The organism is Pantoea sp. Tr-811 (genome assembly GCF_011752535.1).
In the GTDB taxonomy this organism is placed as follows: Bacteria; Pseudomonadota; Gammaproteobacteria; order Pseudomonadales; family Pseudomonadaceae; genus Aquipseudomonas.
This window is the reverse complement of record NZ_VWXJ01000003.1, coordinates 89776-105746: the sequence shown is the minus strand read 5'-3', so window position 1 is coordinate 105746 and position 15971 is coordinate 89776. Positions and strand designations below refer to the sequence as shown.

Sequence of the window (15971 nt, the reverse complement as noted above, 5' to 3'; positions counted from 1 at the left end):
CTTGGCAGATGCTTTTGTGTTGTTACTGTATAACATCACTATTTCATCACAGAGGTTTTGCGCCTGGCCAGTGCTTTTTCCGAAGGCTTCACCCATCCCACCTGCCACTACACTCGTGTAAGGTGCGCATCTTTCCTACGGAGCACTGGCATGAGCACGGCCCAACACAACGCGCTGCACGGCAAAACCCTCGAACAGATCCTTACCGAGCTGGTGGCGCACTACCAATGGCAGGGCCTGGCCGAGCGCGTGGACGTGCGCTGCTTCAAGAGCAACCCGAGCATCAAGTCGAGCCTGACCTTCCTGCGCAAAACGCCCTGGGCGCGGGAAAAGGTCGAGCAGCTGTACGTGAAGCTGCAGCGCCAGGCCTGAGATGGCCCAGCGTCCATGGCTGAGCGCAATGGCGCTGCTGGGCTGGTTCGCCCTGGCGGTGCAGGTTTACCTGGTGCTGCTGGCGCGCTGGCAGGAGCAGGCCAGCTTGATCGGTGGGCTGGTGAACGTGTTCGGCTATTTCACCGTGCTGACCAATACCCTGGTGGCAACGGTGCTCAGCTATGCCGCATTTGGCCGCGAGTCCGGCGCCCGGCGTTTCTTCCTGTCGCCGTCGGTGAGTTCGGCGGTGGCTGCCAGCATCGTGCTGGTGGCGCTGGCCTACAGTGTGCTGCTGCGCCACCTGTGGCAGCCGCAGGGCTGGCAGTGGTTGGCCGATGAGCTACTGCACGACGTGATGCCGGCGTTGTTCGTGCTGTACTGGTGGTTCGAGGTGCCCAAGGGCAGCCTGCGCATGTGGCACCTGGTGTTGTGGGCGCTGTACCCGCTGGTGTATTTCGCCTATGCGCTGTGGCGGGGGAATGAGATCGGGTTGTATGCCTACCCGTTCATCGATGTGGCGCGCCTTGGGTATGGGCAGGTGATGCTCAATGCCTTGGGGGTGTTGGCGGGGTTCTGGGGGATCGGGCTGGTGCTGCTGGGGTTGGATCGGTGGCGGGGGCGTTGGAGGTTGGGGTGACCTGGGCCGGCCCTTTCGCGGGGCAAGCCCGCTCCTACAAGCGCATTCCTTTGTAGGAGCGGGCTTGCCCCGCGAAAGGGCCGGCCCAGGAAAGCGCCGATCACTCGTCGTCGGCAGTTCCATCGGCGCGCCAATAGGCCGCCGCTTTCAACGCATCCTCTGCCACGCCCTTGTCCAGCAACAGCGCCTTGGCCTGGCGGGTCAGCGACTTCTCCAGCGCTACCCAGCTGTACAGCTTGCCCGATGGCAATGCCAACCCTTGCAGCAACGCCAGCAGGTCTTCATCGCGCTTGACCCAGCGCACTTCCACTTCGGCCTTGCTCGGCAGTGGCTGGCGCTCCTGTTCATCTTCGATCTGGATCACCGCCAGCACCCGCCGCCCGGCTGGCAGTTCCTCAAGGCGCCGGCCAATGGCCGGAATGGCCGTTTCATCACCCACCAGCAGGTAGCTGTCGAAAATATCCGGCACCACCAGCGACGCCCGCGGCCCGGCGATGTTCAGGGTGTGCCCCGGCGCCGCCTGGGCGGCCCAGGTGGAGGCAGGGCCGTCGCCGTGCAGCACGAAGTCGATGTCCAGTTCGTTGTTCACCAGGTCGATGCGCCGTGGCGTGTACTCGCGCATGGTTGGCCGGGCGCCGCCATCGCGGCCCAGGTTGCGGGCGTCGATGGCCTGCTGCTGTTCGGCGGTTTCGGCGAACAGCAACTTGACGTGGTCGTCGCTGCCCACGCTGGTGAAGCCCTGCAGTTCCTCACCGCCAAGGGTGATGCGGCGCATGCGTGGTGTCAGGTCGGTCACCCGCAGCACGTGCAGGCGACGTTGGCGGATTTCGTGGTTGACGCGGTGGATGGTGTCACTCATGGGGATTCTCCCTGACTGGATCGGCCGGCCCGCAGGCGATGGCCTTGGCAGTGTCGTTGAGCAGGTTGCGTACCCGTTCGATTTCTTCCGGTGTCCAGCGCCCGCTGTGCATGTGCAGGGCGTGGCGCAGGTTGCCGACGGCTTCGTGGATTTCAGGTGGCCGGTCATGGCCGCGCAGGGCGCGCTTGCTCACTTCGATGCGCATGCGCACACCGTCGAGGGCGACCGCCTGGTCGTCCAGCGCCTTGCGGCCGGCGGCGGTGATGGCGTACAGGCGCTTGCTGCCGTGAACCTGCCCGGCGATCAGCTCGGCTTCCTCAAGGAAGTTGAGGGTGGGGTAGATCACGCCCGGGCTTGGGCTGTAACTGCCGTCGAACAGGCCTTCGATCTGGCGGATCAGGTCGTAGCCGTGGCCCGGTTGCTCGGCCAGCATCGACAGCATCAGCAGCTTCAGGTCGCCCGGGGCGAAAACCCGTGGGCCGCGCTCGCCGCGGGCGGGGCGACGGTCGAAGGGGTCATGGTGGGAATGGTCGCGCATCAGCAGGCTCCCTGTGTTTAGATATATCGAAAGATATTACTCAAGATATATCTAAACACAAGCCTCTAAATGCCGATGATTATCATCTACGTTTTAGATGAGTCGCTTCCGGCCTCGGGCCCAGGTGCGGGCATGGCCACTTCCGGCGGCTTGCACTCGTTCGGGTTGCCCGGCTGCAGGTACGGCATCAGGATCGGCGCCATGCCCTTGAGCACCTGCACCGGCAGCGCCGAGGTGAACTTGAAGGCCTCGGCCGAGCGCCCGGGCACGAACGCGGTCAGGGTGCCGAAATGGTTCTCGCCAAGGAAGAACACGAAGGTGGCCGTGCGGTTCAGCGAGCGCGAGCCGATCAACCGGCCGCCGGCGCCAAAGCTCTCGATGCGGTTGTCGCCGGTCCCGGTCTTGCCGCCCATCACCAGGGGCGTGCCGTCGTTGAGCTTGAAGCTGCCGGAAATGCGCCGCGCGGTGCCGGCATCGACCACCTGCGACATGGCCCCCTTGAGCGCCCGCGCCACTTCCACCGGCAAGATCCGCACGCCCCGGTCCGGGTCGCTGACCAGCTTGGTTTCGTAGGGCGTGTTGGCGGCAAAGTGCAGGGTGTCGATCCGCAGGGTAGGCAGGCGCACGCCATCGTTCTGGATGATGCCCACCAGCTCCGACAATGCGGCCGGGCGGTCGCCGGAACTGCCGATGGCCGTGGCCAGCGACGGCACCAGGTGGTCGAACGGGTAGCCCACGCGCTTCCAGCGCTGGTGAATGTCCAGAAACGCCTCGATCTCGACCATGGTGCGAATGCGGCTGTCACGCGCGCCCTGGTAGCGGCTCTTGAACAGCCAGCCATACACCTCCTGGCGTTCGAAGCGGCTGGCGTTGACCATTTCGGTCAAGGTCGAAGACGGGTTCCTCAGCAGGTAGCCGAGCAGCCACAGGTCCAGCGGGTGAACCTTGGCGATATAGCCCTGGTCGGGCAGGTCGTATTTACCGGGGCCGTAGGCCTCGTACATTTCCGCCAGCTTGCCATCGGTGAGTTTGCCCACGGCCAGCTTGTCATCCTTGCTGTGGGCGCGCACGAAGGCGTTGAAGGTTTCCTGCCCAGCCTCCGGGAACAGGTAGCGGTGCACCGCGGCCAGGCGTTGCGGGGTGGCGCGCATGCTGTCGAGGAAGGTATCCAGGCGCTGCTGCGAGGTTTTGCGCTGGTATTTCTTCCAGAAACGCATCAGGTAGCTGGTGCCTTCCTTGTCGGCGAAGCGCGCCAGGTACTCCTGGCGGCGCGGGTCGTTGTCGTCCTTGAGCAGCGGCACCCGGTTGAACGGCTGCTGGTAGGTGAAGTACCGCACCAGGTCACGCATCAGGCGAATGAACGGCAGGTTGATCGACTCGCGCAGGGCGTCCTTGAGGGTTGGATTGCGGTTGTTGTCTTCCTTGCGGAAGTTGTTGAACACGTGCATGCCGCCGCCGGTGAAGAAGGCCTCGCCGGTATTGGCCGAATACTTGCGCTCCAAGGCGGCGTCGAGCATGGCGTCGAGGCTCTGGTTCTTGCTGTTCTGCTCCAGCCATTCCAGCGACCACTGGGTGATGCGGTCGAGTTCGGCGACGTCGACCTTCTTCAGTTCGGCAGCAGGCTTGCCGGCATACTTGTCGTGCAGTTCGGCGATGATTTCCAGGTAGGTAGTCAGCACCCGCAGTTTGGCCGTCGAGCCCAACTCCAGCTTGCTGCCTTCGTTGATATCGAAGGGCTGGTTGGTGCTGTCGGTCTGCACCCGCACCCGCGAGCCATCGGCGGTGCGTTCGAACAGGGTAAAGCTGTAGCTGACCTGGTCGGTGGTCTTGGCGGTGAGCAGGCGCTCGCCGATCAGGCCGATCTTCGCCGCGAATTCCGGGTCGGCCAGGTTTTTCAGGTACTGGCTCACCTGCACCTGCAGGTCGGCCTGCAAGGTGCTGGTGGCCGAAACGTCCAGGCGGTCCAGGTCGTACAGCGGGCGGTTGAGCATCGCCGCCAGGCGGTTGCGCGCCAGGCTGATGCCCTTGTTGGTGATGATCGGCACGATGGTCGGCTGCGCCACCCAGTCGCGGTACACCGCCTTGCTGGCCAGCGCCGCGTCGGCCAGCGGCTGGTCGATGACCTTGTTCGCGGCCAGCACGCGGATGTGCGAGTCGGTGAGTTCGGCCAGCTCGACCCGGCCCTTGGACAGGTAATGCGATGGCCGCCGCTGGGCGATCATCAGCGACAGTACCTGGCGCAGGGCCAGGCCCCGCGCGGCCATGCTGTCGGGGTCGCTGGTAGTGGCCGTCAAGGCCTGGTTGACCTGGTCGAAATCAGCGCCGTACCACACCCGCAGGCCTTCGGCCATGCCATGCACCTCACCATGCCCAGGCACGGCCGAGAGCGGCACGCTGTTGAGGTAGTCACGCACGATCCGCTCACGCGCCTCGGTGGTGTCCGGGCCGCCCTGGTAGGCGCGCACGCTGGCCGAAATCATCTGGCGGATCTTCTCGGCGCCAGACACGGTCAGCCCGTCGGGCGAGTGGCGGTACTTTTCCAGCTGGGTGGCCAAGGTACTGCCGCCAGCGGATTGGCCGGGCAGGGCCAGGTACTTGGCCACCTGGCTGTAGGCGGCCTTGGCGAAACGCGGCCAGTCCACGGCCGGGTTGTTCTTCGGGTCCTGGGTGTCGAGCAGGTCGCGGTTCTCGATGAACAGCAGGCTGTTGACCATCACCGGTGGGATCGAGGCGAAATCGGGGTACAGGTGTTGCGGGTAGTTGTATTGATACAGCGTATCGCCCCGGCAATCGGTGATCGACAGGCCCGCCTGGATCTTCTCGATATAGGGCACGAACAGGCCATGTTCGGCGTAACTCATCAGTGCCGGGGAAAACTGCACTTGCTGGCTGATGAGGTAGTCGCGCTTGAGCAGGCGCGGCAGGAATTCGCCCAGGGCGCTGTAGCCCAGGCGCTTGTCGAACGGGCCGTCGCCCGGGTAGACGATGGCGTCGCTGGGGCCGGCGTTCAGCGAGTAGGTGAGGGTGGTGGCCAGCTTGCTGAATTCACGCGATTGCAGGTTGGAAGTGCGGAACTCGTCATAGGCGGCGAAGCCGATGGCAACCAGTGCCACCAGCAGGATCAGGATGATCAGCCGCCACCAGAGCCTGCGCTGACGGGGGGACTTGGCGGGTGGCGTCTCGGCCGGTGGTACCTCGGGTGCTTCCGTTCTGGTTGGTTCCGATTGCCACAGTGCGCCCATAGTCTTCTTTCCGGCCAGGTATTTTCGTGTTGCTTGCCTGAAGCTTAGACGTTGACGGGATGGGGTGAAAAATTTGTAGAAAGCGGGCCGCGCAGGAGATCACCCAACCCTCCCGCACCGCAATCCTTTGTAGGAGCGGGCTTGCCCCGCGAAGCAGGCGACGCGGTGTATGGCACCGGCTTCGCCGGTGTTCGCGGGGCAAGCCCGCTCCTACAGGGGGTTGCAACGCGCCCCCTACACCGCAACCACAGGCACCGCCTGCCCCAGCCGCTTGTTCCAGTCCAACCACCCCGCCAGCATCAGCATCGCCAGCAGCCCGCCCAGCGCGGTCAGCAGTTGCACCGGCCAGTGGTCGCCGCCCTGGGCATTGAGTACATCGGCAAGCGGCGCCAGCAGCACGCCCAGGCAGAACACCTCCAGCGAATAGCGCCCCATCCGGCAAACCTGCCGGGCCAGCCAGCCGTGCAGCCATGGCCCGCTGCCCACCAGCCTGGCGGTGCAGTAGGCCAGCGCCAGGAACTGCACCAGGCGCAAGGGCGACAGGTTGGTCTTGTCGATCGGGTAGATCCATTCCCCCAGCCAGCGCGGGATCAGCACATCGTGCACGGCCGGCCAACGCCACGCCAGCGCCACCACTGCGCTGGCCAGCACCACGCCGGTGGCGGCCACGAACAACGGCTGGCGCCAGGCCGGGCTGGGCCTGGCAGTGGCCGTGCGCTGCCCAAGCAGGGCCATCGCGCCCCCCAGCACGAACAGCAACTGCCAGGCGAACGGGTTGAAATACCACACCCCGCCTGCCTGGGCCGGCAGGTTCCACTTGAACACCTGCACCAGCCCATAAAGCCCCAGGGACAAGCCCACCGCCAACGCCAGGCGGTGCATCAGCAGCGGCAATGCCACGGGCAAACCAAGCAGCAGCAGGATATACAGCGGCAACGGGTCCATCAGGTTGGGCTTGAAGCGCAGCATCAGCTCGTCCACCAGCGCCTGCTGCGGGTCGTTGAGGAAATAGGTCAGCCCCATGCCCTCGATCATGTCCCGCTGGGCGTGGTGGTTGGCCACGAACACCATGCCCATCAGCAGCACCAGCAGGAAGATATGCGCCACGTACAGCACCCACACCCGGCGCAGAATGCGCACGCTGGCCACCAGCCAGCCGTCACGCCGGGCGACCTTGCCATAGGCCAGCACGGCGGCGTAGCCAGCGAGAAACACGAAGATTTCCGCCGCGTCGCTGAAGCCGATGTTGCGCACGGTGAGGTTGCCCAGCGGGTTGTCGGGAATGTGGTCCCAGAAGATGAACACCAGGGCCAGGCCACGGAAGAAGTCGATGCGAAGGTCGCGGCCTGGGTTCATGGTCATTGCCCCTGTCTGGAAGTATCACAGAAGATCGCCCACGGCCGGGGCGGGTTCCTTGCCGTCTCCGGCGGGTAGACCACCGGTACGCCGCTTGGCCCCTGCAGCGCTGCCTGGCGGCGTCAACTGGCATTTCTGTCAGTGGTGGGGCCCTGGGGTTTCTCCTACGTTGGTATTAATACTAACGCGATGTTGGTAACGGAGCCGCGCAGATGGACATTTCCCTGATCGTGCCAGTGTTCAATGAAGAGAAGGCCATCCGGCCTTTTTATGATGCCGTTCGCCGGGCACTGGCCAACGAGGCCGATCAGGTCGAGCTGTTGTTCGTCAACGATGGCAGCCAGGATGAAACGGAAAAGCAGATTCGCCAGCTCATTGCCGGCGACCCCGACGTCGCGCTGGTGGACCTTTCACGCAATTTCGGCAAGGAGGCTGCGCTGTTCGCTGGGCTGGAGCAAGCCAGTGGCGATGCGGTCATCCCCATCGACGTCGACCTGCAAGACCCGGTCGAGGTGATCCCGCTGCTGATCGAGCAATGGCGGGCAGGCTTTGACGTGGTGCTGGCCAAGCGCCGTGACCGGTCCTGCGAGAGCCGTTTGAAGCGCTGCACGGCGGCGGGTTTCTACTTTCTGCTCAACCGTATCTCGCAGATCCGCATCGAGGAGAACGTCGGCGACTTCCGCCTGCTCGACCGCAAGGTGGTGGAAGTGATCAAGTCGATGCCCGAGCAGCAACTGTTCATGAAAGGCATGTTGTCCTGGGCGGGGTTCAGGACCACGCTGGTCGAGTACGACCGCTGCGCACGCACGGCCGGCAAAAGCCGTTTCAATGGCTGGCGCCTGTGGAACCTGGCGCTGGACGGCATCACCTCGTTCAGTACCGTGCCGCTGCGCTTGTGGACCTACCTCGGCGGCAGCATCGCCCTGGCCGCGCTGGGCTACGCGCTGTGGCAGGTCATGGACAAATGGCTGTTCGGCAACGCGGTGCCCGGTTACCCCTCGTTGATGGCCGCCATCTTGTTCCTGGGCGGCGTGCAGCTGATCGGCATCGGCGTGCTGGGCGAATACGTCGGGCGCATCTACATGGAAGCCAAGCACCGCCCGCGCTATGTCATACGGGCCGTCGCCGGGCACCGGGCCCGCCAGCAGCAGCGCTCTACCTTCAAGGAAGACTGAAAGCCGATTCAAGGCATTCAGGCTGCCTGCGGCTCGAAACTGTCGGCCCGCGCCATTTGCCACATGCGTGAATAGAACTGCCCGTTGACCTCGCCGGTGAGCAATTCCCCAGGCTTGAGGAACACGTGCATCTGCGAGAACAGCTTGATCTCGGTGGCCGATATGCGCCGCACCAGGTGCCTGGCTTCCAGTTGCTCAGGGTGGGTCAGGCCCGCGGCGGCCAGCATCTCGGCCAAGGCGCGCAGGGTGTTATGGTGGAAGTTCAGCACCCGCTGGGCCTTGTCTGGCACCACCAGGGCGCGTTGGCGCAGCGGGTCCTGGGTGGCGACGCCGGTCGGGCACTTGTTGGTGTGGCAGCTTTGCGACTGGATGCAGCCGATGGCGAACATGAAGCCACGCGCCGAGTTGGCCCAGTCGGCGCCGATTGCCAGCACGCTGGCGATGTCGAAGGCACTGACGATCTTGCCGCTGGCGCCGAGCTTGATCTTGTCGCGCAGGTTCAGGCCAACCAGGGTGTTGTGCACGAACAGCAAGCCTTCACGCAGCGGTACGCCGATATGGTCGGTGAATTCCACCGGCGCCGCGCCGGTGCCGCCTTCCTTGCCGTCGACGACGATGAAGTCGGGCAGGATGCCGGTTTCCAGCATGGCCTTGGCGATGCCCATGAACTCCCACGGGTGGCCCAGGCAGAACTTGAAGCCCACCGGCTTGCCACCGGACAGCTCGCGCAGCTGGGCGATGAACTGCATCATTTCGATCGGGGTGGAGAAGGCGCTGTGGCGCGATGGCGAGATGCAGTCCTCGCCCATCAGCACACCACGGGTTTCGGCAATTTCCCGGGTCACCTTGTGCTTGGGCAGAATGCCTCCGTGGCCGGGCTTGGCGCCCTGGCTCATCTTGATTTCGATCATCCGCACTTGCGGGCTTCGCGCCTGGGCGGCGAAGCGCTCGGGGTCGAAGCGGCCATCGGCGGTGCGGCAGCCAAAGTAGCCACTGCCCAGTTCCCACACCAGGTCGCCGCCGTGCTCACGGTGGTAGGGGCTGATGCTGCCTTCGCCGGTGTCGTGGTGGAAGTTGCCCAGCTTGGCGCCCTTGTTCAGCGCGCGGATGGCGTTGGCGCTGAGCGAGCCGAAGCTCATGGCGGAAATGTTGAAGATCGACGCCGAGTAGGGTTGGGTGCATTGCGGGCCGCCGACGATGATGCGAAAGCTTGCCGGGTCGGTCAGCGGCGCCGGGCGCATGGAGTGGCCGATGAACTCGAAGCCGGACTCGTACACGTCGATCAGGGTGCCGAAGGGCTTGTCCGAGGCCTCGTTCTTGGCCCGGGCGTACACCAGCGAGCGCTGGGCGCGGGAGAAGGGCAGGGCGTCGCTGTCGGCTTCCAGCAGGTACTGGCGAATTTCCGGGCGAATGCCCTCGACCAGGTAGCGGATGTTGCCCAGGATCGGGTAGTTGCGGCGCACGGCGTGGCGTTGCTGCAGCAGGTCGAATATGCCTATCAGGCTGAGCACGCCCGTGACCAGGGTAAACGGCCACAGCCATTCATGGTGCAGGAACGGCAGGCTGGCCAGGGTGAACAGGACGCAGGCGGAGAAGAAGGCATAGCGGCTGAGAAGTGACAGGCTCATACGGGATCCTTGCGATGGCGCGGTCAGGCTCAGGGCCTGGTGCAAACCCCGACCATAGCCAAGTTGTGTGGCAGTGCAAATTAAAATCGGGGTAGCGAAAATCATTCTCGCTTGGGCCTCTCGGGCTGCGCTGTCGCGCAGTCACATTGCCCGTAAGCGCGTCACCATCCCCTGTAGGAGCGGGCTTGCCCCGCGAACACCGGCGAAGCCGGTGCCATGCACCGCGTCGCCTGCTTCGCGGGGCAAGCCCGCTCCTACAGGCGTGCGTCACGCACTACCGCGCAGCAGCTTCTGCCGCCAACCTTCCTGTTCCTGGGCCGCTGCCTCGACCAGGTACGCATATCGTCCGGCGATCCGTGTCGCCACCGGCACCCCATCGCGATACAACAGCCGGTTGCCACTCACCGCCGGCACCTTCGCCCCCGGCAACAACGTACCGATCACATTCAGCGGATCGCTGGCGCTGACCATCACCAGCGCGCCCTCGGGCGCCCGCCGCCTGACCTGGCGTAGCAGGCCGACCGCTTCGGGCAGGGCGAACTGCTCACCGGCAAGCCCGGCAATGAAGCGCCCACCGCGAATCTCCCCGCGTGCCTCCAGGCGGTGATAGCAGCGCAGCAACTCCCGCCAGGGCGGCAGCACATCGCTTTCCCGTTCCAGCAAGCGCCAGCAGATCACCCCATAGCGGCGCAGCAGCGCCCGGGCGACCTGCTCCAGGCGCTGCTGCTCGTCGACATCGCCGCTGCCCCGGCGCAACAACGCCCAGCGCCCGGCGTGGGCCATGCTGCTGGACATCGGCGGGTGGCCACGGCGGCTGTTGCGTGACGGGCGTTTCGCCGCTGGGGTAATCAGGCTGCGCAGGCCAGTGAAACTGTCGGCGCCCACCAGGCCTGCCCCCACCAGTTCCTGCAGAGCCGTTTCCAACTCGCTGGGCAGTAGATGGGCCTCGTCGGTCAGTTCATCGAAGAACAGCGCGCCTTGCCCCTGCAACGCTTCATGCACACGCTGGGCCCGCGCGCCGAGGCTATCTTGGGCCGGCACCGGCGCCAGGCTGCGCCACAGGCCGAGGTGTTCGCGGGGTAGCAGCACCAGCGGCGTGCTGGCCAAGGTGGTGCTGGCCACCGTCGCCGCCAGTCGGCTCCAGGCGAACTGCCCGCTGCGGCAGGCATCGTCGAGCCAGTGCGGGCTGTAGTCGTGGATGCGCGCGGGCAGCAACTCGGCCTCCCAGGCACCGGCTGCGCTGGGGAAACCCTGCAACTGGCCCAGTACCTCGGCCACCGCCTGCGGGCCGCGCAGGCGCTCATCCGCGGCCAGGTGCTGCCAGTCGAACAGGAACCGCATGAAGTCCTGCAGGCTGACCGGTTCGATTTCCCGGCGCAGGCGCTTGACCGTGTAGCGATGGATGCGCGCCAGCAGGTGCCGTTCACACCATTGCAACGCCTGCTCGCCGGGGCTGAAGTGGCCGCGCAGCACAAGGCCCTCGGCTTCCAGGCGGGCGAGGGCCTGTTCAACGTCGACGGCGGGCTTGCCCAGGGGCCCGGCGACCTCGGCCAGGGTCAACGGGCCATGGCCGCTCAGGCGGGCGCGCAGCAGTTCGGCCAGGGCAGTGTCCGGGTCGATGGGCTGGTCAAAGCCCGGGAGCGTGCCCAGCTCAGGCGCCAGGCGCGAGCCTGGGTACAGCACCTGCAGCAGGTTCAGGCGTTCGCGCGCCAGCCACAGGCGTTCATCGGCCAAGCGCAGTGCCCGGCCAGCCTTGGCCAACTGCTGCAGCAGCATGTCCCAGCCAACATTGGCCTGAACCTCGTCCTGGCTGATGGCGCCAAGGCCCATCAAGGCTTCGTGCATTTCGTCAGCATTGCCTGGCGCAGGCCAGGCCTCGGCCCTTACGGCAGCGATGGCATCGGCGTCCAGCGCGCCCAGGTCATCGGTGTTGGCCACGTCGTTCCAGCGCCGGTTCAGCACGGCCTGGGTGCGCCGTTCTTCGAGGGGCGCATCGTCGAGGAAGCTGTAGGGCCGGGCATTGAGAATCGCCGCCGCCAGGGGCGAGGGCGCTGGCAGGTCGCGGCACAGCAGGCGCACCTGGCCGCTTTCCATGCGCTGCAACAGGGCCAGCCAGCCTTCGCTATCCATCGCCTCGTGCAAGCAGTCATCGAGGGTTTGTTCAACCAGCGGGTGGTCGGGAATCTGCCGTTCGCCCACGATGTTCTCAAGGCAAGCGATCTGGTCGGGAAACACGGCGGCGATCAGGTCTTCGCTTTTCATCCGCTGGATTTGCGGCGCCACCTTGCGCCCGCCAACGAAACGCGGCAAGGCCAGGGCGGCGCTGGCGTTCCAGCGCCAGCGCACGCCGAACAGCGGCGCTTCGAGCAGGGCCTGAACCAGGATCTGCTCGGCGCTGCGGCTGTTCAGGTAGCGCCACACCTCGTCCAGTTCGAAGCTGTGGCTGGTCGACAGCGACAGCACGATGGCGTCCTCGCTGGCGGCGGCTTGCAGTTCGAAGTTGAAGGTGCGGCAGAAGCGCTTGCGCAAGGCCAGGCCCCAGGCGCGGTTGATGCGGCTGCCATAGGGCGAATGGATAATCAGCTGGGTGCCGCCCGACTCGTCGAAGAAGCGCTCCATCACCAGCGTCTGCTGCGAGGGCAGGGCGCCAAGCACCTCGCGGGTGCGGCCAAGGTAGTCGAGCAACTGGCTGGCGCAGGCGGGGGTCAGCTCGAAGGTGGCCTGGAGCCATTGTTGCACGGCCGTCAGCTCGCCCCGGTTCAGCGCCAGCTGCGCATCCAGGCGGGCTTGCAGGCGGGCGACGGCGGCGGACAGCTCGTCACTGCGCCCCGGCGCCTCCCCTAGCCAGAATGGGATGGTCGGCGGCAGGCCCTGGGCGTCCTCGACCCGCACCCGGCCAGGTTCGACCCGCAGGATTCGGTAGGAGGCATTGCCCAGTTGGAAGATATCCCCGGCGATGCTTTCCACGGCGAAGTCTTCGTTGACGCTGCCAATGCTCAAGGCCTGGGGTTCGAGCAGCACAGCGTAGTCGGCGGTTTCCGGAATGGTGCCGCCGCTGGTCAGCGCTGTCAGCTGGCTACCGCGCCGCCCGCGCACGGTGCCAGTGACCGCATCGCGGTGCAGGTAGGCGCTGCGCACGCCCTGGCGGCCGTTGTAGCCCTCGGCAAGCATGCGCAGCAGTGCCTGGTAATGGGCGGCATCGAGTGCGGCGTAGGGCGTGGCCTGGCGCAGGCAGTGGAACAGCGCGGTTTCCTCCCAGGCCTGGTTGCTGGCCTCGGCGACGATCTGCTGGGCCAGCACGTCCAGCGGCGCCCTGGGAATGTGCACCTCGTCGAGTTCGCCGTGGCGCACGCAGTCCAGCAGCGCCACGCATTCGGTCAGGTCATCGCGTGAGGTGGCGAACAGGCGGCCCTTGGGGATGCCGTCCACCTGGTGCCCGGAGCGGCCAACCCGCTGCAGCAAGGCGGCGATGGAACCGGGCGATTCGATCTGGCAAACCAGGTCGACATCACCGATGTCGATGCCCAGTTCCAGCGAGGCCGTGGCCACCAGCACCTGCAACTGGCCGCGCTTGAGGCGTTGCTCGGCCTCCAGGCGCAGCTCCTTGGCCAGGCTGCCGTGGTGCGCGGCAACAGCGCCCTTGCCCAGGCGGTCACCGAGGTGGCGGGTAAGGCGTTCGGCCAGGCGCCGGGTGTTGACGAATACCAGGGTGGTGCGGTGTTCACGGGCAAGGTCCGCCAAGCGGTCGTAGACCAGCCCCCAGACATCGGTGGCCATCACCGCACCGAGGGGCACCGGCGGCACTTCGATGGCCAGGTCGCGCTGGCGCGCATGGCCGACATCGACGATCGCGCAGGGGCGGCCATGGCCGACTAGAAACTGCGCCACGCGCTCCACCGGGCGCTGTGTAGCCGACAGGCCGATACGCCGTAGCGGGCGAGCACATAACGCCTGCAGGCGCTCCAGGGTCAACGCCAGGTGGGCGCCGCGCTTGTTACCCGCCAGGGCGTGGATCTCGTCGACGATCACCGTGTGCACGCTGGCAAGCCCAGCGCGGCCCGAGGCCGAGCCCATCAGCACGTACAGCGACTCGGGTGTGGTCACCAGGATGTGCGGGGCCCGCTTGCGCATGGCGGCGCGGTCTTTTTGCGGGGTGTCGCCGGTGCGCACGGCGCTGGTGATGCATGGGGCCTGCAGCCCTTGGTCTTCGAGGGCCTGGCGGATGCCTTCGAGCGGTGCCTGCAGGTTCAGGCGGATGTCGTTGGACAGGGCTTTGAGGGGGGAAACGTAGACGATCTGGGTGTGCGCTGGAAGTTCGCCAGCGTGCTCCAGGCCCTGGCGAAACAGCTCGTCGAGCACCGCGAGGAAGGCGCTCAAGGTTTTCCCGGAACCGGTGGGGGCCGCGAGCAGCATCGACTGGCCAGCGTGGATCAGCGGCCAGGCACGGGCCTGGGCATCGGTGACCGTGGCGAAGTGCTGGCGGAACCAGGTGCCGATGGCCGGGTGGAACAGATCGAGCACGGGGTGCTGGTGGGCGGGCAGGTTCATGTGTTGGTTATGGCGGGTCGGCAGCGGGTTGGCAAGGGGCCGTTCGTCTGCAACCTGTGCCGGCCCTTTCGCGGGGCAAGCCCGCTCCTACAAGCGTGACCCCCGCGTATTCTTTGTAGGAGCGGGCTTGCCCCGCGAAAGGGCCGGCACAGGAAACACAGACCTTGTCAGCCCAAAGATGCCCATGGGATCCTCCCAGGCCTTTGCCAAACGAGCCCCCCCATGCCCAACACCATCCGCATCGCCGCCGCCCTGCTGATCGACCCGCAAGGCCGCACCCTGCTGGTACGCAAGCGCGGCACCCAGGCGTTCATGCAGCCCGGCGGCAAGATCGATGCCGGGGAATCGCCCGTCCAGGCCCTGGTGCGTGAACTGCAAGAGGAACTGGGCCTGCACATCGACCCTAACCAGGCCGAACACCTGGGCCAGTTCAGTGCCCCGGCGGCCAACGAGCCCGGTTTTGTGGTGCAGGCCGAGTTGTTTCGCGTCGACAGCGCCGAGGCCGTGAGCCCAGCGGCGGAAATCGAAGAAGTGCAGTGGCTGGCCGCCGACCAGGCGCCGGCCCTGGAGCTGGCACCCCTGACCCGCGACCTGATCCTGCCGCTGTACCGCCAGGTGCTCAACGCACCGCGCTGACCCCATCGAGGGTGGCGAAGGAAGTGTCCTTGGCGGTCAGCAGGAAGTCGCGCATATAGGGCGCATCGAGCATGTCGGTGCGCACCGCCGCGTACAGCGTGGCGAACAGGCCCTTCTCGCCCAGGCGCTTGCCCTTCACGTAGCCGCGCGAGCTGTATTCGTGCAGCGCCCAGTGGGGCATCCCGCACACACCGCGGCCGCTGGCCACCAGTTGCATCATCATCACCGTCAGCTCCGAGGTGCGTACCGCGGCCGGTTCGATGTCGGCCGGTTCCAGGAAGCGGGTGAAGATGTCCAGGCGGTCGCGCTCCACCGGGTAGGTGATCAGGGTCTGGTCGAGCAGGTCCTGGGGCACCATGTAGGGTTTGTTGGCCAGCGGGTGCTGGTTGGCCACGGCCAGCATGGCTTCGTAGGTGAACAGCGGCACGTAGGTGATACCTGCCAGGTCCAGCGGGTCGGAGGTCACCACCAGGTCGAGGTCGCCGCGGGCCAACGCGGGGAGCGGGGCGAAGGCAAACCCCGAGGCGAGGTCCAGCTCCACTTCCGGCCAGGCGTCGCGAAACTGGTCGATGGTCGGCATCAGCCACTGGAAGCAGCTGTGGCATTCGATGGCCATGTGCAGGCGCCCGGCTGTGCCGCCCGCCAGTCGAGCGATGTCGCGCTCGGCGCCGCGCAGCAGCGGCAGGGTGGCATCGGCCAGTTGCAGCAGGCGCAAGCCGGCGCTGGTGAAGCGAATGGGCTTGGTCTTGCGCACGAACAGGGGCAAGCCCAGGCGTTCCTCCAGCTCCTTGAACTGGTGCGACAGTGCCGACTGGGTCAGGTGCAGGCGCTCGGCGGCTTCCACCAAACTGTCGGCTTCACGCAGGGCATGAAGGGTTTTCAGGTGACGGATCTCCAGCACTGCTGACTCCGGGGGTGAATTTTCAGGAAACAGGGAATGAGTTGAGTTTCGCTCATGTTACCCCTGCCTGTCGACTGGA

11 protein-coding genes are annotated in these 15971 nt (G+C 65.9%); 4 read left to right on the top strand and 7 right to left on the bottom strand.

Annotated features, from left to right (window positions below; all coding sequences use genetic code 11):
• The first annotated feature begins 150 nt into the window (after positions 1 to 150).
• Positions 151 to 372, top strand: a complete 222-nt coding sequence (locus F3J44_RS05435) for a VF530 family DNA-binding protein (protein ID WP_023378991.1) — start codon at positions 151 to 153, stop codon at positions 370 to 372.
• A gap of 1 nt (position 373) precedes the next feature.
• The gene (locus F3J44_RS05430; RefSeq protein WP_167271027.1) at positions 374 to 1009 is read left to right on the top strand and encodes a Pr6Pr family membrane protein; all 636 of its coding nucleotides are present in this window, start codon (positions 374 to 376) and stop codon (positions 1007 to 1009) included.
• A gap of 100 nt (positions 1010 to 1109) precedes the next feature.
• On the opposite strand, the gene F3J44_RS05425 is transcribed toward F3J44_RS05430, so the two are convergent.
• From F3J44_RS05425 to F3J44_RS05410, 4 genes are all read right to left on the bottom strand, one after another.
• On the bottom strand, positions 1110 to 1868 hold the full coding sequence (locus tag F3J44_RS05425; RefSeq protein ID WP_167271025.1) for a siderophore-interacting protein: 759 nt from the start codon (positions 1866 to 1868) through the stop codon (positions 1110 to 1112).
• Positions 1861 to 2406, bottom strand: a complete 546-nt coding sequence (locus tag F3J44_RS05420) for a PadR family transcriptional regulator (protein ID WP_167061927.1) — start codon at positions 2404 to 2406, stop codon at positions 1861 to 1863. Before F3J44_RS05420 ends, F3J44_RS05425 begins: the two co-directional genes overlap by 8 nt.
• A gap of 86 nt (positions 2407 to 2492) precedes the next feature.
• On the bottom strand, positions 2493 to 5648 hold the full coding sequence (locus F3J44_RS05415) for a transglycosylase domain-containing protein (protein ID WP_167271023.1): 3156 nt from the start codon (positions 5646 to 5648) through the stop codon (positions 2493 to 2495).
• A gap of 234 nt (positions 5649 to 5882) precedes the next feature.
• The gene (locus tag F3J44_RS05410) at positions 5883 to 7004 is read right to left on the bottom strand and encodes an OpgC domain-containing protein (protein WP_167271021.1); all 1122 of its coding nucleotides are present in this window, start codon (positions 7002 to 7004) and stop codon (positions 5883 to 5885) included.
• 212 nt (positions 7005 to 7216) lie between these two features.
• Between F3J44_RS05410 and F3J44_RS05405 the strand changes: the two genes are divergently transcribed.
• The gene (locus F3J44_RS05405) at positions 7217 to 8179 is read left to right on the top strand and encodes a glycosyltransferase family 2 protein (protein WP_167271019.1); all 963 of its coding nucleotides are present in this window, start codon (positions 7217 to 7219) and stop codon (positions 8177 to 8179) included.
• Between the two features lie 17 nt (positions 8180 to 8196).
• Here F3J44_RS05405 and F3J44_RS05400 read toward each other — a convergent pair whose 3' ends face one another.
• Both F3J44_RS05400 and F3J44_RS05395 read right to left on the bottom strand, forming a co-directional pair.
• A complete protein-coding gene (locus F3J44_RS05400) occupies positions 8197 to 9807 on the bottom strand; it encodes an FMN-binding glutamate synthase family protein (RefSeq protein ID WP_167271017.1) in 1611 nt (536 codons plus the stop codon).
• Positions 9808 to 10074: 267 nt separating this feature from the next.
• Entirely contained in the window at positions 10075 to 14355 is a 4281-nt protein-coding gene (locus F3J44_RS05395) for a DEAD/DEAH box helicase (protein ID WP_167271015.1), read from the bottom strand.
• Between the two features lie 222 nt (positions 14356 to 14577).
• Here F3J44_RS05395 and F3J44_RS05390 point away from each other — a divergent pair, with 222 nt between their 5' ends.
• On the top strand, positions 14578 to 14991 hold the full coding sequence (locus tag F3J44_RS05390) for an NUDIX domain-containing protein (RefSeq protein ID WP_167070861.1): 414 nt from the start codon (positions 14578 to 14580) through the stop codon (positions 14989 to 14991).
• Here F3J44_RS05390 and metR read toward each other — a convergent pair.
• The gene (metR, locus tag F3J44_RS05385; RefSeq protein ID WP_167271013.1) at positions 14975 to 15892 is read right to left on the bottom strand and encodes a transcriptional regulator MetR; all 918 of its coding nucleotides are present in this window, start codon (positions 15890 to 15892) and stop codon (positions 14975 to 14977) included. The two genes, F3J44_RS05390 and metR, sit on opposite strands and share 17 nt — an antisense overlap.
• Positions 15893 to 15971 lie beyond the last annotated feature (79 nt).